Annotated in this window: 19 protein-coding genes; 13 read left to right on the forward strand and 6 right to left on the reverse strand. The window is 61.9% G+C overall.

Annotated elements, in window-relative coordinates:
* The 13 genes from ABN482_RS14095 to ABN482_RS14155 all read left to right on the forward strand — a co-directional run.
* Positions 1 to 136, forward strand: a 136-nt coding sequence (locus ABN482_RS14095) for an aldehyde dehydrogenase family protein (protein ID WP_349504453.1), incomplete at its 5' end; no start/stop codon positions are given.
* Between the two features lie 21 nt (positions 137 to 157).
* Complete coding sequence (gene adhP, locus ABN482_RS14100; protein WP_349504578.1) at positions 158 to 1,186, forward strand: alcohol dehydrogenase AdhP; 1,029 nt, start codon at positions 158 to 160, stop codon at positions 1,184 to 1,186.
* A gap of 150 nt (positions 1,187 to 1,336) precedes the next feature.
* Positions 1,337 to 2,218 (forward strand): helix-turn-helix domain-containing protein, encoded by an 882-nt coding sequence (locus ABN482_RS14105; protein WP_349504579.1) that lies wholly within the window; start codon positions 1,337 to 1,339, stop codon positions 2,216 to 2,218.
* A gap of 90 nt (positions 2,219 to 2,308) precedes the next feature.
* Positions 2,309 to 4,480, forward strand: a complete 2,172-nt coding sequence (locus ABN482_RS14110) for a TonB-dependent siderophore receptor (RefSeq protein ID WP_349504580.1) — start codon at positions 2,309 to 2,311, stop codon at positions 4,478 to 4,480.
* A 16-nt stretch (positions 4,481 to 4,496) separates the two neighbouring features.
* A complete protein-coding gene (locus ABN482_RS14115; RefSeq protein ID WP_349504581.1) occupies positions 4,497 to 6,200 on the forward strand; it encodes a PepSY-associated TM helix domain-containing protein in 1,704 nt (567 codons plus the stop codon).
* A 34-nt stretch (positions 6,201 to 6,234) separates the two neighbouring features.
* Positions 6,235 to 7,380: a YncE family protein gene (locus ABN482_RS14120; RefSeq protein ID WP_349504582.1), complete on the forward strand. Its 1,146-nt coding sequence runs from the start codon at positions 6,235 to 6,237 to the stop codon at positions 7,378 to 7,380.
* Positions 7,381 to 7,489: 109 nt separating this feature from the next.
* Entirely contained in the window at positions 7,490 to 8,665 is a 1,176-nt protein-coding gene (locus ABN482_RS14125; protein ID WP_349504583.1) for a GGDEF domain-containing protein, read from the forward strand.
* Between the two features lie 48 nt (positions 8,666 to 8,713).
* A complete protein-coding gene (locus ABN482_RS14130; protein WP_143859428.1) occupies positions 8,714 to 9,238 on the forward strand; it encodes a sigma-70 family RNA polymerase sigma factor in 525 nt (174 codons plus the stop codon).
* Positions 9,235 to 10,251 (forward strand): FecR family protein, encoded by a 1,017-nt coding sequence (locus tag ABN482_RS14135; RefSeq protein WP_349504584.1) that lies wholly within the window; start codon positions 9,235 to 9,237, stop codon positions 10,249 to 10,251. Before ABN482_RS14130 ends, ABN482_RS14135 begins: the two co-directional genes overlap by 4 nt.
* Positions 10,252 to 10,331: 80 nt before the next feature.
* Complete coding sequence (locus tag ABN482_RS14140; protein WP_349504585.1) at positions 10,332 to 12,803, forward strand: TonB-dependent siderophore receptor; 2,472 nt, start codon at positions 10,332 to 10,334, stop codon at positions 12,801 to 12,803.
* A gap of 100 nt (positions 12,804 to 12,903) precedes the next feature.
* Positions 12,904 to 13,299 carry a YchJ family protein gene (locus tag ABN482_RS14145; protein ID WP_349504586.1) on the forward strand — a complete coding sequence of 132 codons (396 nt, stop codon included), beginning with the start codon at positions 12,904 to 12,906 and terminating at the stop codon, positions 13,297 to 13,299.
* Positions 13,296 to 13,733, forward strand: a complete 438-nt coding sequence (locus ABN482_RS14150; protein WP_349504587.1) for a hypothetical protein — start codon at positions 13,296 to 13,298, stop codon at positions 13,731 to 13,733. Before ABN482_RS14145 ends, ABN482_RS14150 begins: the two co-directional genes overlap by 4 nt.
* A 77-nt stretch (positions 13,734 to 13,810) precedes the next feature.
* On the forward strand, positions 13,811 to 14,878 hold the full coding sequence (locus tag ABN482_RS14155) for an MBL fold metallo-hydrolase (protein WP_349504588.1): 1,068 nt from the start codon (positions 13,811 to 13,813) through the stop codon (positions 14,876 to 14,878).
* 16 nt (positions 14,879 to 14,894) lie between these two features.
* On the opposite strand, the gene ABN482_RS14160 is transcribed toward ABN482_RS14155, so the two are convergent.
* Genes ABN482_RS14160 through ABN482_RS14185 form a run of 6 tightly spaced genes read right to left on the reverse strand, consistent with a single transcriptional unit; the run spans position 14,895 to position 20,514 of the window.
* Complete coding sequence (locus ABN482_RS14160) at positions 14,895 to 15,719, reverse strand: phosphodiesterase (protein WP_349504589.1); 825 nt, start codon at positions 15,717 to 15,719, stop codon at positions 14,895 to 14,897.
* A 53-nt stretch (positions 15,720 to 15,772) separates the two neighbouring features.
* Complete coding sequence (locus ABN482_RS14165) at positions 15,773 to 16,771, reverse strand: ABC transporter ATP-binding protein (RefSeq protein ID WP_349504590.1); 999 nt, start codon at positions 16,769 to 16,771, stop codon at positions 15,773 to 15,775.
* Between the two features lie 5 nt (positions 16,772 to 16,776).
* Positions 16,777 to 17,637, reverse strand: coding sequence for an ABC transporter permease (locus ABN482_RS14170; protein ID WP_349504591.1), 861 nt, complete (start codon positions 17,635 to 17,637; stop codon positions 16,777 to 16,779).
* Positions 17,634 to 18,449 (reverse strand): ABC transporter permease, encoded by an 816-nt coding sequence (locus tag ABN482_RS14175; RefSeq protein WP_349504592.1) that lies wholly within the window; start codon positions 18,447 to 18,449, stop codon positions 17,634 to 17,636. Before ABN482_RS14175 ends, ABN482_RS14170 begins: the two co-directional genes overlap by 4 nt.
* On the reverse strand, positions 18,449 to 19,456 hold the full coding sequence (locus tag ABN482_RS14180; RefSeq protein ID WP_349504593.1) for an ABC transporter substrate-binding protein: 1,008 nt from the start codon (positions 19,454 to 19,456) through the stop codon (positions 18,449 to 18,451). The genes ABN482_RS14175 and ABN482_RS14180 overlap by 1 nt, the downstream gene beginning before the upstream one ends.
* Positions 19,453 to 20,514: a LacI family DNA-binding transcriptional regulator gene (locus ABN482_RS14185; protein WP_349504594.1), complete on the reverse strand. Its 1,062-nt coding sequence runs from the start codon at positions 20,512 to 20,514 to the stop codon at positions 19,453 to 19,455. The genes ABN482_RS14180 and ABN482_RS14185 overlap by 4 nt, the downstream gene beginning before the upstream one ends.
* Positions 20,515 to 20,586: the final 72 nt, after the last annotated feature.

Consider the following 20,586-nt stretch of genomic DNA (forward strand, 5'->3'; position numbering starts at 1 on the left):
TCCGGCGCATGCGGCCTTCGGTGGCTACAAGCATTCCGGCATTGGCCGCGAGACCCACAAGGTGGCCCTGTCGAACTACCAGCAGACCAAGTGCCTGCTGGTCAGCTACAGCCCCAACGCCCTGGGCTTTTTCTGATTGCATCCAAGGAGACGTTTTATGCAGACCACCATGAAAGCGGCAGTGCTGCGCACTTTCGGCCAACCACTGCAGATCGAGGAAGTCACGGTGCCACGTCCGGGACCGGGTGATATCCTGGTCAAGATCGAGGCGTGCGGTGTGTGCCACACCGACCTGCATGCGGTCGAGGGCGACTGGCCGGTCAAGCCGAACCCGCCGTTCATCCCGGGCCACGAGGGCGTGGGTCACGTGGTGGCGGTGGGCGCAGGCGTGACGCACGTGAAGGAAGGCGACCGGGTCGGCATTCCCTGGCTGTATTCGGCATGCGGCCATTGTGAGCATTGCCTGGGCGGCTGGGAAACGCTGTGCGAGAGCCAGCAAAACGCCGGCTATTCAGTCAATGGCGGTTTCGCCGAATATGCGCTGGCGGCAGCCGACTATGTCGGCAAGCTGCCTGACAATGTCGGTTTTGTCGAAATTGCACCTATCCTCTGCGCTGGCGTGACGGTCTACAAGGGCCTGAAAATGACGGAGGCCAAGCCAGGACAGTGGGTGGCGATCTCGGGCATCGGTGGCCTGGGTCATGTGGCCGTGCAGTATGCACGTGCCATGGGCCTGAATGTGGCTGCGGTGGACGTGGACGACAGCAAGCTGGCATTGGCCCGTTCGCTGGGCGCAGAAGTCACAGTCAACGCCCGCAATACCGATCCTGCTGCGTATCTCAAGAAGGAAATCGGTGGTGTGCACGGCGCACTGGTCACGGCGGTTTCTCCCATTGCCTTTCAGCAGGCCATGGGCATGACCCGGCGCGGCGGCACCATCGCCCTCAACGGCCTGCCGCCGGGTGATTTCTCGCTGTCGATCTTCGATATGGTGCTCAATGGCACTACTGTGCGCGGTTCTATCGTCGGTACGCGTCTCGACCTGCAGGAGTCGCTCGAGTTTGCGGGTGAGGGCAAGGTCAAGGCCACGGTCACGGCGGATCGTCTCGAAAACGTCAATGATATTTTCAAGCGCATGCATGCCGGGCAGATCAATGGCCGTGTGGTGCTGGATCTGAACGCCTGATAGTTGGCTGTCACGCTCGCGTGGCACCATACCCCGGCTTGCCTGGAGGCAGCCGGGGTTTTTATTGTGGGATGACTTTGTGGTAGCAGCGATATTGTAGAATCATCAAAAGAGAACGCGTATCAATCATTTTGTCGGGGTGGAGAGGAGATGCTGGCGCAGTCCGATAAAAAAGGCAGTCGTGATGCGGATGGGCTGATGGGCATGGTGCTTAATGCTGGCTCCTTGTCGCCCGGCCTGCGCGCGCCCGTGCAGGAGCAAAATGGTGCGGGGCTGAAATTAGCCTTGCTGCTGGGTGGCAGCCTGGAGAGTGTGTTGCCGGGTTCGGCAGCGCGACAGGTCAGCGGTCCTGCATTCCAGCTGTGCTTCAGTGAGCAGCCATTCGAAGAATGGAATCGCTTTTGCGGACAGAACAGCCTGGATTATGTGGTCATCCGCTTGCCGCAGGCGCTTTCGGAACGGTTGCTGGTAGACGATCTGGAGCAGTTACGGCAGCGGCAAGGTGGCTATCGCAATGTCCCGGCCTCGATGTGGGTGCTGGGTGGCCATGCCAGCCACACGATGCAGGCGCTCGGCCGCCAGGTTATGTCGTGTCCCCTGGACGGTGCCAGCGGTGAGCTTTATCGCATTGGCAAGGGGCTGGAAATGGTGGCGCTGCTGCTGGCTGATTTGGTGTCGGCGGGTACTGTGCGGAGGCCGGATACTGCGATATCGGTACGAGAGGCAAACCGACTGCAACAAGTGCGCGACCGGCTGCTGGCGCAACTGATGGAAACGCCTTCACTTCCCACCCTGGCACGCGAGGCCGGTTTGAGTGTCAGTCGGCTGACGGCAGGCTTTCGGATGCAGTATGGTTGTTCGGTGTACGACTTCGTGCGCGAGCAGAGGCTGCAGCAGGCCTATCGGTTACTGGTTTCGCGTGGCATGAGCGTGTCCGAGGTGGCGTGGCGCTGCGGTTATACCGACTCTCATTTCAGCAAGGCGTTTCGCCAGCGTTTCGGGATATCTCCCAGGAACATTCGGAAATACTGAGCCGCAATCGCCAGAAATCTGGCGGCAACCGTTATTTGCTAAAGCAAATGATTCCTAGAATTGATCTAAATTTTCGATCGGACAGGAATCATGATTCAGAAGCAACAGGACAGGGTCGGTGCCAGGCCATGGGAGACGGCGTGCCGCACGATGCTGGTCATCGTATATGCGGCCTGGGCCGGTGCGGCAACTGCCGCCGGAGTGCAGCCGGATAATGGTAGCGATAGCGTGCAGGACGAGAGCCATGGGTCTGCGGTATCCACGTTATCACCTGTGACGGTCAGAGGACAGACGCAAGCGGGAGCCAGCCTGTTCAAGACCGGACAAAGCCTGAGGGAAACGCCTCAGTCGGTGACCATCATCAACGCGCAGAGAATGCAGGAACAGAACCTGCAGAGTCTGGATGATGTCATGCAGCAGGCACCGGGTATTACTGTGCGACCCTATGTCGGCCTGACGACAGGCTACTATGCGCGCGGATTTGCCGTCGATGCGTTCCAGCAGGATGGCGTGCCTGTTTTGATGGGACAGACTGCCAGCGCACCGCAGGATATGGCCATGTACGAACGGGTAGAAATCCTGCGTGGTGCCAACGGCCTGTTGCATGGGATGGGCAACCCGGCGGCAACGGTCAACCTGGTGCCCAAGAAGGCACCGCAGACATTCCTCTGGAACAGTAGCCTCGGCGCAGGCAGTTGGGATCGCTATCGTGCCGAGACCGATATCGGTGGCCCGCTCGATACAGAGGGGCGTTTGCGTGCGCGGCTGGTGCTCAGCCATGAAGACCGGGGATTTTTCTACCGGGTGGCAGAACAGAAATCGACCAATGCCTATGGCGTGGCTGCTTTCGATCTGGCTTCCGATACTACGTTGTCCGCGGGCTTTCATCGTCAGCATATCCGGTCTGTGACCAATATGGCTGGCGTGCCGTTTTACAAAGATGGGGGGGATATCGGGTTGCCGCGTTCGACCTATCTGGATGTCGATTGGGATCGGTTTGACTGGGACAATACCCGCTTTTTTGCTGACCTGGAACACGCGTTTGACAACGGTTGGCGCGCCAAGCTGGCTTTCAACCATCTGACCGGGGATGCTGATCTCAAATATGCGGGTGCCAACGGCGCAGTCGATCCGGCCACAGGGATGGGCCCCAGGTTGTCGGGAGGGACATATCGTTTCGAGAATCGCCAGACCAGTATCGACGGCTATATCAGCGGGCCATTTGCCTTGTTGGGGCGGCAGCATGATGCGACGATCGGTTTCAATCGACAGCGTACCCGGACCGAACAGCTATCGGCTCCTTTCTTGAGTGCAGTCAATGCGCCCGTCGATATCTTTGACTGGGATCCTGGCAGCGTGGCTGAGCCGGATGTGGGGAGCTATGCCTCGCGCGGCCCGACGCGGGTCACGCAGTCTGGGGTCTATGGCGTGGGCCGTTTCAGTATCTCAGACGATTGGACGTTGGTGGCGGGCGGGCGTGTCAGCCAGTGGGAGCAGAAAACGTCGGCGGCGCGTGCCAAGGTCGATCACAAGTTCACCCCTTATGGCGGGCTGATCTATGACGTCACACCAGAGTGGTCGCTGTATGCCAGCTATGCCCAAGTGCTGCAGCCGCAGACACAGACAACCTGGGAAGGTGCGTTGCTGGACCCCATGAAAGGCACGCAATACGAATTGGGCGTGAAGGGAGAGCTGGCAGAGGGCCTGTTGAACGTGTCTCTGGCCGCATTCAAGCTGCGCCAGAAAAATCGTGCCCAACAGGATCCGGCACATCCTTGCGCCGGTCCGGTCTGCTACTACATTGCAGACGGCGAGGTTGAAAGCCGTGGCGTGGAGGCCGAGATCGATGGACGCCTGTCCCGAAATCTGGGCGTGTCTGCCAGCTATACCTTCAATACGACGGAATATCTTCGCGATGCTTCGTCGCAGGGGCAGCCGTTTGCCAGTTTTACCCCCAAGCACATCGTCCGGATATGGACCCACTATACCTTGCCCTGGCAGCAGCGACGCTGGAGTATCGGCCTGGGCATGCAGGCGCAGAGTGCCTACACGGTGGAGTCGGGCGGGGTGACGTTGCGCCAGGGCGGCTATGCGCTGGTCAATATGCGGCTGGGTTGGCAAATCGACAAGCAAGTGTCGGCGGCGCTCAATATCAACAATCTGTTTGACCGTCGTTACTACCAGGGGCTGTTCAGCCCGGCCTGGAACAATCGCTATGGTGAGCCGGCCAGCGTCATGCTGACGTTGCGGGCGGAGTATTGAGGTGTGTTGGCGTGGCATGGGCCGCTGGCTGGCGGCCCTGTGTGGCGGTGGCATCATCGGGGTGGCAGTCGCGGTTGCCGTTGCGTTGCTTTACCCCGATATGCGAGGGACGAATCGTTTGTACGCCGGCATCTTCCTGGGGGTATTGGCATGGGGTCTGACAGTGTGCGGGTGTGTTTTGCCACGCCTTCGCAAGCAACTGTTTGCCATTCATGGCTGGGTTGGCCTGGTCTGCGGTGGCATGTTGTTTGTGCTCTGTTTTTCCGGAACGTTGGCCCTGCTCAAGGACATACTGTCCTATAGGGAAGCACGGAGTGCACAGGGGCCGCTTGTGCAGGTACGCGAAGTGGACAGGGTATTGGCCCATGCACAGGCCATGGGGTGGCTGACGCTGGACGGAAACACGCCATACAGTATCGTGCTGCCGACGACACTGACGCGTTATGTGGCTGTTCGGGAAGCATCGGCTCATCGTGACAAGCCAGATGACGAGGTGTGGCTGGATAGCTCAGGGTTGCGACGCCTGGAACCGGACCGTGGCGTACTGGCACGATTACCAACTGAATTGCATCGCCATCTCTTGCTGGAGTTCCCAGGGCGCATCCTGGTCAGCCTGTTTGGTTTTGCGTTGCTGGCGTTGGTGGTGGGGGGCATCGTATTGCATCCCAGGCATGGTCGCATGCTGTGGCGTATCCGTTGGCGGCAGGGGCTACGCGTATTGCTGGGCGACCTCCATCGCTGGCTGGGACTATGGTTGTTGCCGATGTGGCTGCTGATCGCTCTGACGGGAGTGTTATCGGGGCTGGGGGCATTGGGGACAGTCACGCTGGCGCGTTTTGTGCATGAGGGCGGTGTACGGCAGACCATGCAGGAGCTGATGCCTGCTCCACCCTCGGCGATAAGGGAGGGTGACAGCCTGCTGGCACCAGGCAGCGCTGTGCGGGGAGGCCTGGATGCCGTGCTGCGGCGTCACGAGCGTGACTATCCTGGCAGCCGACCGCAGCTGCTTGATGTCCGGCCCGAGACAGGGGGCGATGCTGTTGTGACGGTGGCGGGGGTGCGTGCTGGCCTGCTCAGTACGGCAGTATTCGAGCGAGATCACTACCGGCTGTCGGATGCGCTGCCATTGCGCCACGACAGCGTGAGCGGGCGTGGTTTCTGGTTGCAGGCATTCGCCGCGATCCAGCCGCTGCATTTTGCGCGCTACGGAGGGGGCGCAGTGACGCTGCTGTATGCATTGGCAGGATTGTCGGCATCTGTGCTCGTTGCCAGCGGGCTGTTTCTTTGGCTGCGGCGCAGGCAGGCCCAAGGGGCGGATGTGCTGCGATTTCAGGCTTGGCTGGTGGGCAGCTGTGGCGGGCTGGTGACAGGCTGGTCGACGTTGCTGCTGGCGAGCAGTTTGCCGGCAGCAATATCGATTGGGCCACAGATGCAGACCTGGGTGTTCTGGAGCTGCTGGATATGCTGGCTGCTATTGGCGTTGTTGCGTCCGGGGTGGTGTGCATATTACGGCCTGTACAGACAGAGTGTCTGGACGGGGTCGTGTCTGGTGCTGGCTGGATGGTCGGATATGGCATGGCTGTGGGGACGGCCATGGACGTCTTCCATGCCGTCCTGGTGTGTGGATTTAGTGTTGTTGGTGCTGGGTGCGTGGCTCGTGTGGCTGGGTGTGCTTCGTACCCGGTCGACTGTGGCGCAGCCTCGAGGGATTTGCATATAACGGATAGTCCGGCATGGGCGGACAGGAGAAAACGATGCGTGTTGCATGGAGTGTGTTGTGGTTGTGTTCGGTCATGTGGCTGGGTGGCTGTGCCGCGCAGATGGCCGGACATGGGCAGGAGATGGCTGGGAGCGGCACGGTGACGCAGCGCGTGTTGGCACAGGGGTTGTACGAGTTGGTGTACAGCGAGCGGCAGGATGCCGTTTTTGTTGTCTCGGCCGGGGATAGGCATGCGCCGGATGCCGTATCACGCGTGTTGCGGCTGGATCCGGTGACATTGGCCGTGCAGTCCACGATTACATTGCCACTGCGGGGCTTCGGGCTGGCGCTGGACGATGCGTCCGGACGGTTGTATGTCGGGCATAGCCTGGATGCTGCTGTTTCGGTGGTGGATATTGATCAGGGGGGGGTACGCGCAACCATCAGGTTGGCGGAGCCTGTACGAACAGCGGATGGCATGGGGCGTTTGCCGCACCATTTCCGGGAAATGGTTGTCGATACGGTGACCGGTCGGTTGTTCATGCCCGGGCTATGGTTCGATGACAGCGCGCTGTATGTCGTGGATCTCGGCACACAGGCTGTGGAGCGGGTCTTGCCGGGACTGGGGTTCGTGGCGACAGGCATTGCGCTGGATATCGATGGCCGCAGCGTTTTTGTGTCTAATTTGCAGGGGCAGTTGTTCGAGTTCGATGCAGACACTCTGGCTTTGCGACAGCAGCGGGAACTCGACGTGGATCAGCCGTTGAATCTTGTGTTCGATCACAAGGCGCGGCGATTGTTCATGGTCGATCAGGGGTTGGCGTTCATTGAGGAAATGCGCAAGACCTGGGTGCCGGCCTATATGACAAAGGGAGCAGGCAATCGGGTGGTGGCGGTCGATGTCCAGACAGGACATTTCCTGCTGGAAATGCCGGCGCGTAGCGGTCCGGTCGGGATGTTGCTGGCGGCAGCCCAGCAGCGCCTGTATGTCGCCTTGCGCGAGTCGGGATCGGTGGCAGAATACGATATCGATACCGGCAGGGTGCTGCGGGTACTGACATTGGGCGGGCAGCCGAATAGCCTGGCGTTTAATCCTGATGGCCATGTGCTGTATGTCACGGTTAAGCAGGACGAGGCGCAGGAGGCGACCGCCGGATCGGAAGGAGAGATACGCGACCGTGTAGCCCGAATTGCATTCTGAATATCATTCTGTTCAAGGCTTCTCTGAGCATGATCATGGGTGTTGGCCTGATCTCCAAAGCTTCTTCTATGCGAAAATCCAGCTCCTGATTCCTATCCCCTTGATCAACATGGTTGCAACCGTTCTTGTCGGCATGCTATGCGCACACCTGCTGTGTTTTGCGGTGATGTTCTTGCTGATCAGCAAGCGCCTGCATGGCAAGAAGATGGGGATGGACTACTTTGCAATGGGCAATCTGTTGCTGGGTCTGGCCTATGTGCTGCAACTGCTTGAAGGAGGGCCGGCCTGGAGCCTGATGAGCGTGGTCAATCATACGTTCTCGCTTGCGTCTCCGGTTGCGTATTGGCTGGGAGCCATGCGCTTTTTCGGATACTCGGTTCCGTTGTGGCACCCATTGTTGATCTTCTCGGTATCGTACGGAGCCGCCCAGGTCCTGGTGCAGTGGAGCCTGGGGCCGGTGGCTCGTTACGCGATGCTGTCAGGTATGTCGGCGTTGCTGTTCTTCGTGATGGTCATGACCGTGATCTATGGCATACGTACATTTGCCAGGGATCTCTATGGGGAAATGGTGTTTTTTGCAGTGCTGATCAGCGGCATCTGCGTATTGAATGCGCTCAAGTTCATGAAACTGCTGGAGGGGGGCCTGGATGCACTGCAGATGGATGGCACCTTTCAAAAGGTGTTCTACATCTACATGTCATCGCTGGCCACGGTACTGCCGCCCTCGATTATCTGGCTGGTGCTGCGGCGTCTGACCGATGAACTGCGCAACATCGCGGCCCGCGATCCCATGACCCAGCTCTTTAACCGCAGGGGCCTGACGGATGCGCTGAAGCAGCATTTCAACGCCCGCGAGGCTACGCCAGCCTATTTGCTGATTGTCGATGTGGATCATTTCAAACGCATCAACGATACCCATGGACATCAGGTCGGAGATACGGTGCTGTGCCATGTTGCAGAGGTGCTGGGCGCTACCGTGCGTCGTGGTGATCTGGTTGGCCGTATCGGTGGGGAGGAGTTTGTGGTCATTTGCCTGGAGGGCGACCTGGCGGGGGTGATGCAACTGGCGGAACGCCTGCGTGTTGCTATTGAAGCCCAGGCACTGAGAATATCGGGTGTCGCGCAGCCCCTGCTGTGCACGATCACGGTTGGGGTGTCCCATGCCTTCGCCCGTGCAGAGGATTTGGAAGAGGCCATGCAACAGGCCGACGCAGCCCTCTACTGCGGCAAGGCCGGTGGACGAAACCGGGTCGAACTGGCACAACCTGTTTATAATCCGGCCTGATATGCATTCCTGTTTGCGAATGCGCTTTCCTCTCTTGACGCGCCGGATATGTCGTCTCCCGAAATTTCCTCATCATCGCCTGGCCCCAGTGCCACTACGGTGGCTGATCTCTATGTGCGCCATCATGGCTGGTTGCAGGGGTGGCTGCAGGGCCGGCTGGGCAACCGGCAGGACGCGGCAGACCTGGCGCAGGATACCTACGTCCGGCTGATCGGCTCGGGCCGCCTGCCGCCGGCAGGACAATCCCGTGCGTTCCTGACCCAGATTGCCAAGGGGCTGGCAATCGATCTGTTTCGTCGCCGGCAGATCGAGGCTGCCTACCTGGAGGCATTGGCCTGCCGGGTCGATGCGCATGCGCCATCACCCGAGTACCGCGCCCTGATCATCGAGGCGTTGATGCAGGTCGATCGTGCGCTCGACAGTCTGCCGGGCAGGGTGCGGGAGGTTTTCCTGCTGTCCCAGTTCGACGGGCTGACCTATAGCGCCATTGCGGCTCGCCAGGGGATTGCCGTGGCAACGGTACGTAAATACATGTTCCAGGCTGCCCAGGCCTGCTGCGCGGCATTGGCATGACGTCCCGCAACAGACCGGAGGCGGCGGCATCGTTGCCTTCTGCAGCACTCGACTTGCATGAGCAGGCTTTGCACTGGCTGGTCACGCACTGGTCCGGCGAAATGAGTGCTGTCGAGCGTCGGGCATTCGAGCAGTGGCTGGCACAGCCAGGGCACGCCGGGGCCTGGCAGCAGGTGCAGCGCATCAATGGTCTGCTGCACGACGCTACGCTGGATCAGGCACCGGATCGTGCATTGCTGGCGGATGTTTTGCGTGGAGCGGGCGGGCGCCGCCGACGCGAACGGCGTGCGTTGCTGCGCAGCCTGTTGCTGGGACTGGGCGTGGGTGGCGTGGTGACCCTGGGCGGGCACGTTGTGCCGTGGCGCACGATGGTGGCCGAATATCGGAGTGGGCGTGGCGAGCGCACCCGGGTTGGCCTGGCCGATGGTGGCGAAGTCGTGCTCAATACCGCGAGCGCACTCGACGTCATCTATGACGCGGCTGCTCGGCGTCTGCTGCTGCGCAGTGGCGAGATTTTCATTGTGACAGCACCCGATACCCATGCGCTGCCCAGGCCTTTCGTGGTGGAAACCGACTATGGCACGATTCGGGCGCTGGGCACGCGCTTCGAGGTCGCGCAGGAAAACGAGGGTATTCGGGTGGCGGTCTACGAAGGGGCTGTCGAAGTCCGACCAGGCGGGCTGGCCGAGGGGGCAGCGACCCGGCTCGAGGCGGGCCGGCAGATGCGCTTCGATCGTCATGCCGTCCAGCAGGATATCGCACTGGTGCAGCCGCGCCCGGCCTGGACGCAGGGACAGCTTATTGCGGAACGGATGACGCTGGATACCTTCCTGGCGGAAGTGGCGCGTTATCGAAGTGGTTTCGTGCGATGCGATCCGGATGTCGCGGAGCTGATCGTGTCGGGTGTCTATCCGCTCGACGATACCGATCGCACGCTGGCCATGCTGGCCCAGGCCCTGCCGGTCAAGGTGGTGTTTCGCACACCTTATTGGGTGACGGTCACGCGGCCGTAGCACTTTTTCATTCTCGTTCGGGAAAGAGATGAGACCTCATCGTGGTGAGGGTCGATTTTCAACGGGAACGAGGCAACGAAATGAGTCAGGAAAAGAACAGGGCGGACAGTGTGTCCGGCAGGCATCGGCAGCGCTCGGTGCGGCTGGCGCACATGCTGGTAGGGACCGGTATCGTACTGGCTGGGGCGACGGCATGGCCTGGTGCCGTACAGGCGCAGCCGGTGGTAGCGGGGCAGGACGGCATGCGGCAGTACGGTATCGAGGCGGGGACACTGGATCAGGTGCTGAATCGTTTTGCTGCCGAATCAGGCATCGCCCTGGCGATCGATGGCGCGTTGACTGCCGGCCTGCCTGGCCCTGCGCTGTCGGGTCGTTATGACGTTGCCGGTGGGCTGGCCGTGCTGCTGGCCGGGTCGGGGCTCGAGGCGGTTCGCAACCGGGATGGCGGCTATGTGCTGCGCAGGCGTCCCCGGCAGGATGTTCAGGCGCTGGAGGCTGTGACAGTGCGCGGGCAGCAAGAGGTGACCGAAGGCTCGGGCTCCTACACGACGGGCCTGATGAGCACGGCCACGCCGTTGGCCCTGTCGATTCGCGAAACGCCGCAATCGGTCAGCGTGGTGACCCGTGACCGTATGACCGACAACAGCATGACGACGGTGGAAAATGCACTCAACTACACGACCGGCATGACGGTTACCTCGACGGCCAGCGAGCGTAACGGGTACAACGCTCGCGGGTTCCGCGTCAGCAATATCATGATCGATGGTTTGGCGATGGGTCATGATGACGATGTGCTGGGTTCGGGCACGTTGGATCTCTATGACCGGATCGAGGTTGTGCGCGGGGCCACGGGGCTGCTGGAGGGGGCGGGCAATCCGTCTGCATCGATCAATCTGGTCAAGAAGCGTCCTACGGCCGATTTTCGCGGTTCTGTCGCTGCATCGTATGGCCGTTGGCACAATCGTGGTACGACGCTGGATGCCGGTGGCCCGCTGAACGAGGCAGGTACGTTGCGAGGGCGGGTGGTGACGACGCTGCGCGACAGCGATACGTTCACGTCGGGCTACAGTCGTGAGCGTCGCCTTTTCTATGGCATTCTGGAGGCTGACATCACGGATCGCACTACGGTCACGCTGGGGGGGTATCACAATAGGGAAGACAATCCTGGCGCGGACTGGAATGGTCTGCCGACCCGTGCCGATGGGTCTTTCTATGACTTCGACCGTAATGTCCGCGCGTCACCCTACTGGTCGTACTGGAACAAGGAGAACACGCAGGCCTTTGCCGAAGTGACGCATGCCTTCGACAATGGCTGGAAGATTGAACTGAAGGGATCGTGGCTGGAGGGCAAGCTGAATATGGCGGGTACTTCGCTATTGGCGCGGCAGGCTGATGATACGATGTTCTACAACACGGGGAAATATCACTACCAGCATCGCCAGACCGCCCTGGATCTGCGCGCTTCGGGACCGTTCGAGCTGGCCGGGCGAAGTCACCAACTGGCGGTAGGGGCCAATCACCGGCGCAAGGTCGAGGATGACGGCCCGGGAGGATGGGTGACGACGGGTTATCCGTATGCCTTCGATCCGGCTGACTGGGCGGCTTCTGTTGAGGCACCCGATCCGGTATGGGACATGGTGTGGGGCCGCGAGAGCAAGGAAATCCAGTATGGCGGCTATGCCACGGCCAAATTCAGTTTGTCTGATCCGCTCAACCTGTTTCTGGGGGGGCGATTGAGCTGGTATACCTACGACAATCTCATCCGCAGCGGCACCTATGTGGGCGAAACGCGCTATACGGAGCATGGCAAGCTGACACCCTATGCTGCACTGACCTATGACTTGAACGATCAATACACGGTCTATGGTTCCGTTACCGGTATTTTCAAGCCGCAGAACTATACGTCTGCGGGGGGCGGACTTCTTGATCCCGTCGAGGGGACGAATTACGAAGTGGGGATCAAAGGCGAATACCTGGATGGCCGCCTCAATGCCAGTCTGGCGGTATTTCAGATTAACCAGACCAACCTGCCCAATGCACTACCGCAGACAGCTTGCTCGAATACGGCCATCTCTTGCTATGCGGCTGCGGGCGAGGTGAGAAGCCGGGGTTTCGAGGCCGAGCTGTCCGGCAATGTCACCCACAATTGGCGCGTGTTCGCCGGCTATGCCTATGTGACGGCGAAATACCTGGAAGATTCGACCGCAGGGCAGGCGGGTTTGCGCTATGGGACGACTACGCCGAAGCACCTGCTGACGTTATCCACGGTGTATACCTTCGATGGCGCGTTGGCAGGTTGGCGCATCGGGACGTCGGCACGCATCCAGGGGCGGACGCACAGTACTGTGTCGGGCGAAGCGACCGTACGCCAGTCGGGGTATGGCATCGTTAACCTGATGGCCGGCTACAGTCCGAATCGCAACCTGGATTTCCAGCTCAACGTGCTCAATGTGTTCGACAGGAATTACTACCGTTCGATCAGTTATCCGGGGAATGGCAACCTGCTGGGCGAGCCGAGAAGCTGGCTTCTGACGGCCAGGTATTCTTTCTAGCTTTCCTCTTCGGGGCTGGGGCACTGCTGCGGCTTGGGACGGACGCTACCGGTTGGGTGTGGCTATACTGCGTTCGATATTCATCGACCCGAGCCATGCCATGCCCGATTCTTCCTGCCCGTGCGGCAGTTCCCAGACCTATGCCCGCTGCTGTGGCCGCTGGCATGCCGGACCGTTGAGGCTGCAGGCACCGGATGCCGAGTCGCTGATGCGGTCGCGCTACAGTGCGTTCGTGCTCGATGATCTGCCCTACTTGCTGGATACCTGGCATCCCGATACCCGCCCGTCGGCACTGGAACCCAATCCGCCCGGACTCAAGTGGCTGGGGCTGCAGGTGAAACGGTACGAGCGCCAGGATGATACCCATGCCACGGTCGAGTTCGTGGCGCGCAGCCGCCTGCAGGGTCGGGCTGACCGGCTGCATGAAACCAGTCGCTTCGAGTGTATCGGGGGCGTCTGGCTCTACCTCGATGGGACGTTTTCGGGAAACTCATGAGCAGCATCGCAAGCATCCAGGAAGGCGTCACGGCGTGTCCGGCCCTGGCGGACAAAGATATCGCCGGGGTTTTCGATTTTTTCATCCGGCTCTATGTTTCCGAACGGATTGACCAGACGAATATCGAAGAAGATGGCGACATGCTGCTCTATCAGTGGAGCAGACAAGGAGGTCATGTCGAACTGGATCTGACCCGGCAAATCATGCTGGATCTCGAGGATCCTGACGAAGCCGCAGACTCCATGACCCAGCTTTCGATCACATTCCGGTTTGCGGAAACGGCAGATACCCCTTCGATTGGAAGCGGCAATGTGTGGTGCAACAGTCCTGCCGAGGTCGAGGCATTCAGGGCGATGCTGGGCGATTCGGCTCTTTTTGCCTGGGCCAGGCAAGTTGTCGCAGCAGGGGTACGGGTCACGCTTGATAGATTGTGAAGGGTCGTATTCGGGTAAATATCCGGGATAAGATAGTCCGCTGACAAACAGACAGATAACGACAGGGGACAAGCATCATGAATCATCAGGAACAGGCGCTCGGTTATCCGCTGGGCGATTTTCTGCCCGCACCGGGTACGGCACATGAAGTAGCTGACGGCGTACGCTGGATACGGTTGCCGTTGCCGTTTGCGCTGGACCATGTCAATGCCTGGCTGCTGCGCGACGAGATCGATGGGCGGGAAGGGTGGACGGTGATCGACTGTGGCATCAGCCGCGATACCGTCAAGGCGCAATGGGAAAGCATTTTTCGTGACGAACTGCAGGGCCTGCCGGTGTTGCGTGTCCTGGTCACGCACATGCATCCCGACCATATCGGGCTGGCCGACTGGATCTGCGCGCGCTGGCAGGCACCTCTCTGGACCAGCATGACCGATTATGCCGTGGCCTGCTTGTGGTCTGCTGCCGGTGATGAGGGGCTGGGCGGGCCGACCGGGCAGGCTGCGGTGAACCATTTCGCCCGGCATGGCCTGCGCGATCCCGAGGCGCTCGACAAGATCCGCCAGCGGGCGCGCTATTACCCGGATCTGGTGCCGTCGGTGCCGGCCTCGTTCGTGCGCGTGATGGATCACGACCTGGTGAGGATCGGCGGCCGTGACTGGCGGGTCATCATCGGCTATGGCCACGCACCGGAACATATCTCCCTGTACAGCGCCGACCTGAATGTACTGATTTCCGGCGACATGGTCCTGCCCCGCATTTCCACCAACGTCAGCGTGTTCAGCCACGAGCCCGAAGGCAATCCGCTGCCGCTCTACCTGATGTCGCTGGATCGCTACCATGCTCTGCCGGCAGATGCGCGGGTGCTGCCTTCGCATGGTCGGCCTTTCATCGGCGTGCACGAGCGCATTGCCCAGCAGCGCGCGCATCATGCGGCACGCCTGCAGGAGGTGGTGGAGGCCTGCGCCGAGCCGTGCAGCGCGGCCGACATCGTGCCGGTATTGTTCCGGCGTGAGCTTGACCTGCACCAGTTGACGTTTGCCATGGGCGAGGCGCTGGCCCACCTGCATGCCCTGTATTTCGAAGGGGTCTTGAGTCGGCGGCAGGATGCCGATGGCGTGGTGCGTTTTAGCCGGATTGCCTGATACCGGGCCTGCTGTCTCAGTCGTCGATCAACTGGCCGTTGTCTTCATGGAAAGGATAGGGGCCGGCATGCTCGCCCAGCACGGCGACATGCGATACCAGCGCACTGCCGCGCCAGAGATGCAGGTGAAAGCCGGCAGGCTCCAGGATGAATGCGGAAGGGCCGTCGGGTCGCAGGTCCAGCGCGACCTGATGGGCGGGCGACGGGCAGATCGAGGCGAGCGTACCGCCGAAACGCCGGAATACGGTGCGATGCTGGTGGCCGCAGATGATCCGCTCGATGTTGGGAAAGGCTGCCACGATGGCCTCCAGTTCTGCGCGTCCCTCCAGCAGTCCGATGGCATCCATATGGTCGATGCCGCTGTCAAAAGGCGGATGATGCATGGCGATCAGGGTGGGGCGTCCCGGTTGTTCGGCCAGGCGCTCGGCCAGCCAGTCCAGGCGTCGTGGGCACAGCGCGCCATGGGGGGAACCCGGCACGACGGTGTCGAGCATCAGCAGGCGCAGCGGATGGTGCTCGATGGCGTACTGGACGAAGCCGTCGAGCCGCTTCTGCCAGGGCAGGTCGGGAAATGCCGCCAGCAGGGCGGCGCGATCATCGTGGTTGCCGGGGATCAGATAGCAGGGCATGTCCAGGGGCTGGAGCATGTCGCGCAGGTGGGCGTATTCGGCCGGACGCCCGAAATCGGTCAGGTCGCCAGACAGGATGAGGCAGTCGGGACGTGGGTCGAGCCGGTTCAGCGCGGCGATGGCGGGTGGCAGACAGCGGTCTGTTTCGACGATGCGATAGGCCTTCTGGCCAGGCATGCGGATGTGCAGGTCGGTAAGTTGGGCGATGAGCATGAAGGGTATCTGCGGGTCGTTTTTCTGTAAGTGCTGTATGCCGATGCGTGGGCTCAATGTGCCGCGGATTGCAGGATGCGCAAGCCGGCCTGTTCTCCGGCCTGGAAGGCGCAATCGGGTGGCGCGGTGATCTGCAGCGATTGCCCGTCGCCCAGGCGCAGGGTATAGCGGATCTGGTCCCCAAGAAAATAGCGTGCCGTGATGGTGGCGGCAAGATCACCGTGTTGCAAAGGTTCGAGGCGGGCCGCATGGGGGCGGAAACGCAGAGGCAGGTGGCCGGCCTGTAGCCGGGCTCCGTGCAAAATGCCGCGTACCTGGCAGGTCTGGCCCAGGAAATCACCGACGAACGCGCTTTCCGGCCGGATATAGAGGTCCTGGGCGGAGCCGGTCTGCTCGATGCGACCGGCCGACATGACGGCGATGCGCTGGCCCAGGATCATGGCTTCCTGCTGGTCATGGGTCACGATGATGGTGGTGATGCCGAGGGTACGCAGCATGTCTGCCAGCTCGGTCTGCAGGTGATCGCGCAGCTTGGCGTCGAGTGCGGTCAGGGGTTCGTCCAGCAGCAGAACAGAGGGCGTGACTGCCAGCGCCCGCGCCAGGGCCACGCGCTGGCGCTGGCCGCCGGAAAGCTGTTGTATGCGTCGTCGGGCCATGTCCTCGAGCCGGATCAGCGCCAGCAGTTCTTCGACCCGCTGGCGCTGCTGTGCCTGGGCAACGCCACGGATGCGCAGGCCATAGGCGATGTTCTCGGCCACATTCAGATTGGGAAACAGCGCATAGTTCTGGAAAACCACGCCGACATTGCGGCGCTCTGCCGGCAGGTCGCCTACGTCGCGGTTGCCGAACAGGATGCGACTGCCTGCATCGGCGCGCTCCAGCCCGGCGATCAGGCGCAGCAAGGTGGTTTTGCCGCATCCGGAAGGTCCGAGCAGGGCCAGTATCTCGCCCGCAGGGATATGCAGGTCGAGCGGCTGCAGCGCAGGGCGACCGCTGGCCCAGGTCTTGGCGCAGTGTTGCAGGGTGATGGAGGTCGGAGGATGGGTCGTCATGGGTATCAGGAGAGAGAAGCGCGCGGCGTGCGAGCCGCCAGCCATTGCAGGCCGACCAGCAGCGGCAGCAGCATCAGCAGGAAGACCAGGGTGTAGGCCGAGGCGATTTCCAGGCGCATGGAGGCATAGCTGTCCGCCAGTCCGACCGGCAGCGTCTTGGTCAGTGGGGTGTGCAGCAGCCAGGTCAGGTTGAACTCGCCGACCGAGAGCGTGACCACGGTGAGCGAACCGGCCAGGATGCCGGGCAGGGCGTTGGGCACGATGATGCCCAGAAAGCGCTTAAGACGGGAGCTGCCCAGCGTGGCGGCGGCCTCGTCGAGCTGGATCAGCTCGGTACCTTGCATGCTGGCGCGGGCGGCCCGCACCATGAAGGGCAGGGTGAACAGGACATGGCCGATGATGATGAACAGCGTATTGCTGCGCAGCAGCGGCAGCGTGCCCCAGGAGACGATCAGCGCCAGCGCGGTGGCCAGTCCGGGTACGGCCACCGGCAGCGTCAGCAGTTCCTCGAGGATACGGCTGGTGCGGCCCGGATGCAGCGTCAGTACCCAGGCCAGCGGTACGCCGGTCAGCAGACAGATCAGCAGGGTGCCGAGGGCGACGATGCCGGTGCGGGCCAGCGTGTCCGAATAAAGCTGCCAGACTTCGCCGATCCAGCGCAGTGTCAGGCCGCTTTGCACGCCGGTGAAATAGTTGCGGGTCAGGCCCGCGAGCACGGACAGCAGTACCGGGCCGATCAGGAACGAGGCGACGGCCAGGGTCAGCAGCCAGCCCAGCCCTGCATCCAGCCGCGAAGGCGCATCGAGTGGGGGGGCGATGTGGCGGGTGCCAGAAAGAGTCTGGTGTGCCTGGTGAGATAGGCTCATGCCCCTGCTCCTTGTTGCGCATCGGCCAGGTGGTGGGCCACGGCCAGGATCAGCCATGTGATCAGCCCCAGCAGGATGGACAGGGCAGCCGCCACCGGGATATTGGCGTAATTGGTGAACTCGTTGTAGATGGTCAGGGGCAGTACATTGATCTGCGTCGCCAGTGTGAATGCCGTGCCGAAAGCTCCCATGCTGGTGGCGAACGACATGGCACCGGCTGCGATCAGGGCCGGTTTCAGGGCCGGCAGTTCGATATGGGCAAAACGCTGCCAGGCGTTGGCCCCCAGTGTGCGGGCAGCGGCCGGCAGGGCCGGATCAATCTGCTCGGCGGCAGCGGTCAGGACGGAAATGGCGCGCGGCAGGGAGAAATACAGGTAACCCAGGAACAGGCCGGCCATGCCATAGGCAAACACCACCGGGTCATTGAGCAGTCGTTCGGTCAGGTCTGCCAGAATGCCCTGCCGGCCGGCCAGCAGGATGATCAGGAAGCCGACCACGACCCCCGGAAAGGCCAGCGGGAATGTCAGCAGTGCGATCAGCGTGCCACGGCCCTGGAATTCGCGATGGTGCGCCAGGAAGCGCGCCACCGGCACGGCCAGGATCAGCGTGGCCAGTGTGGCGGCTGCCGACAGCAGCACGGTATTGAACAGGCTGCGCCAGTACAGCGGCTCCGACAGGACGGTCAGATAGGCGGAGCCGCCATCGCGGCCGGTCTGGCCCAGCCATGCCAGCCGGATCATCGGCAGCAGCCAGAAGGCCAGGAAGACGAGGGTTGCCGGCAAGGCGAACCAGATCCAGCCGCGCCGTGTCATCAGTGGACTTCCTTGCTGTAGCGGGTCGAAAAGCCGCGTTGCGCTTCCGCCATCTTGCCGTAGTCGACCGTGCCGGCCCGGGCGTACTCCGTGTCAGGCAGGAAACGGGACTGGGCTTCTGGCGAAATAGCCGAGGCGAAGACGGGGCGCAGGAAGGCATTGGCCCAGACGGCCTGCCCCTGATCGGACAGGACGAAATCCAGTACCTTGCGGCCATTGTCTGCATGGGGGGCGTCACTGACCAGACTCATGACGTACGGGATGGAAATGGTGCCTTCCTGGGGGATCACGAATTCGACGTTGGACTCATCCTTGTATTTGGCGCGGTAGGCGTTGAAATCGTAGTCGATCAGGATGGGAATCTCGCCCGACAGCACGCGGGCGTAGGCCGTCTGCTTGGGCACGATGGGCTGGTTGGCCTGGACCTGTTGGAACCACCCGATGGCGGGGTCGAAGTTATCGAGGTTGCCACCCAGTGCCTGATTGAGCGCGACGGCACCGACATAGCCCACGAAGGCCGAGGCCGGGTCGAGGTAGCCGATCATGCCCTTGTATTCGGGCTTGAGCAGGTCGGCCCACGACTGAGGGACCGGTTTGCCGCGCAGGGCATCCACGTTGACCATGAAACCGAGCGTGCCGGAGTGGATGGCGAACCACTTGCCGTCGGCATCCTTCAGGCCTGCGGGGATATCGTCCCAGCGGGCGGGCTTGTAGCTGGTGACCAGATTGTCCTGTGCGGCCTGGATGCCGAACGACACGCCGTAGTAGACGACGTCGGCCACCGGGTTCTGCCGCTCGGCAGCCAGCGAGGCCAGGGCCTGGCCGGAGTTCTTGTTGTCGCCAGGCACGGTGATGCCGGTAGCCTCCTGGATGTTGCGCAATTGGGTGCCCCAGTCGGCCCATTCGGGCGGGCAGTTGTAGCAGATGGCGTTCTGGGCCTGGGCGCTGGCGACCAGGCCCAGGCTGAGGGCTGCAACGTGCAGCAGAGGCTTGAGCAGGTGTTTCATGAACAGGACACTCCTGTGAGAGGCGGAGAAGGCAGATCGGCGTCGGCGACGGTGCCACCGGGGACGATCCGGTAGGGAAGACGGATGGGAAAAGCGGGGGCGGGTGCCGCGTCATGCGTGATGCCAAGCATGGACAACAGCAGGGCGCAGGCCTGGCGACCCATGTCGTGACTGGGTTGCGACACGGTGGTCAGGGCGGGTTGCAGCATGGCGGCAAAGGCCATGCCGTCGAAGCCGCAGACCGAGATGTCGTTGGGGACGGTCAGGCCCAGTTGCTGGAGCAGGCCGATCGCTGAGGTGGCGAGCAGGTCGTTGGAGCAGAACAGCGCCTGGGGCGGCTGCCTGTTCGCCAGCGCAGTGCGCAGCGTGCCTGCGTCGCAGCGGGTGTGGTCCGCCATGGACAGATGGACGATCCCAGGCAAGCCCTGCAGGCAAGCCTGTTCCTGTGCGCCGTGCAGGCGACTGCGCGCCCGATCGGATGCCGAGAGCGGGCCGGAAACGAAGGCGATATGCCGCTGGCCGCGCTGTGCCAGCCATTGCACCATGTCCATGGCAGCCTGGTGGTTGTCCACCGAAACGGAGGGGTGCCGGGGCGATTCGTTATAGGCCAGCACATAGGGTGTACCCGTCTGTGTCAGCAGGTCCAGGGCCGGGCTGTCGTGCGCGTTGGCCACTGTCAGGATCAGGCCTTCGACCCGGTGATCCAGCATGTTGCGCACGGCATCGCATTCCCGCTGGGCATCATAGGCGGTCGCGGTCAGCATGACACTGTATCCGGCTTCACGCGCTTGCTGTTCGGCACCTTCGAAGCATTCGGCGAATACCGGATTGGAGAGGGTCGGTGCGATCAGGCCCAGCGTGCGGGTACTGCCCGAACGCAGGCTGCTGCCGACGCGGCTGGGCCGAAAATCATGTTGCCTGGCGACAACCAGGATACGGGCCAGCGTGCCTGGGTTGAGCAGTTCAGGCTGGTTGAAGGCGCGCGACACCGTGGCCGGGGACACACCGGCGGCCTGGGCTATTTCACGGATGGAGGGCGTGTGCCTGGCGGATGTCACTGTTCCGACCCAATGTGATGAAAACGTTTTCATCGTAGAGGGCGAACATGACATGAGGATGACGGAAGGCTG

Origin of the sequence: Corticimicrobacter sp. (genome assembly GCF_040137905.1) — a bacterium.
Taxonomy (GTDB): domain Bacteria; phylum Pseudomonadota; class Gammaproteobacteria; order Burkholderiales; family Burkholderiaceae_B; genus Corticimicrobacter.

Excerpts from the sequence above, each read along its gene's own strand:
- adhP (WP_349504578.1), top strand. The coding sequence starts at position 158 with ATGCAGACCACCATGAAAGCGGCAGTGCTGCGCACTTTCGGCCAACCA.
- ABN482_RS14105 (WP_349504579.1), top strand. The coding sequence starts at position 1,337 with ATGCTGGCGCAGTCCGATAAAAAAGGCAGTCGTGATGCGGATGGGCTG.
- ABN482_RS14110 (WP_349504580.1), top strand. The coding sequence starts at position 2,309 with ATGATTCAGAAGCAACAGGACAGGGTCGGTGCCAGGCCATGGGAGACG.
- ABN482_RS14115 (WP_349504581.1), top strand. The coding sequence starts at position 4,497 with ATGGGCCGCTGGCTGGCGGCCCTGTGTGGCGGTGGCATCATCGGGGTG.
- ABN482_RS14120 (WP_349504582.1), top strand. The coding sequence starts at position 6,235 with ATGCGTGTTGCATGGAGTGTGTTGTGGTTGTGTTCGGTCATGTGGCTG.
- ABN482_RS14125 (WP_349504583.1), top strand. The coding sequence starts at position 7,490 with ATGGTTGCAACCGTTCTTGTCGGCATGCTATGCGCACACCTGCTGTGT.
- ABN482_RS14130 (WP_143859428.1), top strand. The coding sequence starts at position 8,714 with ATGTCGTCTCCCGAAATTTCCTCATCATCGCCTGGCCCCAGTGCCACT.
- ABN482_RS14135 (WP_349504584.1), top strand. The coding sequence starts at position 9,235 with ATGACGTCCCGCAACAGACCGGAGGCGGCGGCATCGTTGCCTTCTGCA.
- ABN482_RS14140 (WP_349504585.1), top strand. The coding sequence starts at position 10,332 with ATGAGTCAGGAAAAGAACAGGGCGGACAGTGTGTCCGGCAGGCATCGG.
- ABN482_RS14145 (WP_349504586.1), top strand. The coding sequence starts at position 12,904 with ATGCCCGATTCTTCCTGCCCGTGCGGCAGTTCCCAGACCTATGCCCGC.
- ABN482_RS14150 (WP_349504587.1), top strand. The coding sequence starts at position 13,296 with ATGAGCAGCATCGCAAGCATCCAGGAAGGCGTCACGGCGTGTCCGGCC.
- ABN482_RS14155 (WP_349504588.1), top strand. The coding sequence starts at position 13,811 with ATGAATCATCAGGAACAGGCGCTCGGTTATCCGCTGGGCGATTTTCTG.
- ABN482_RS14160 (WP_349504589.1), bottom strand. The coding sequence starts at position 15,719 with ATGCTCATCGCCCAACTTACCGACCTGCACATCCGCATGCCTGGCCAG.
- ABN482_RS14165 (WP_349504590.1), bottom strand. The coding sequence starts at position 16,771 with ATGACGACCCATCCTCCGACCTCCATCACCCTGCAACACTGCGCCAAG.
- ABN482_RS14170 (WP_349504591.1), bottom strand. The coding sequence starts at position 17,637 with ATGAGCCTATCTCACCAGGCACACCAGACTCTTTCTGGCACCCGCCAC.
- ABN482_RS14175 (WP_349504592.1), bottom strand. The coding sequence starts at position 18,449 with ATGACACGGCGCGGCTGGATCTGGTTCGCCTTGCCGGCAACCCTCGTC.
- ABN482_RS14180 (WP_349504593.1), bottom strand. The coding sequence starts at position 19,456 with ATGAAACACCTGCTCAAGCCTCTGCTGCACGTTGCAGCCCTCAGCCTG.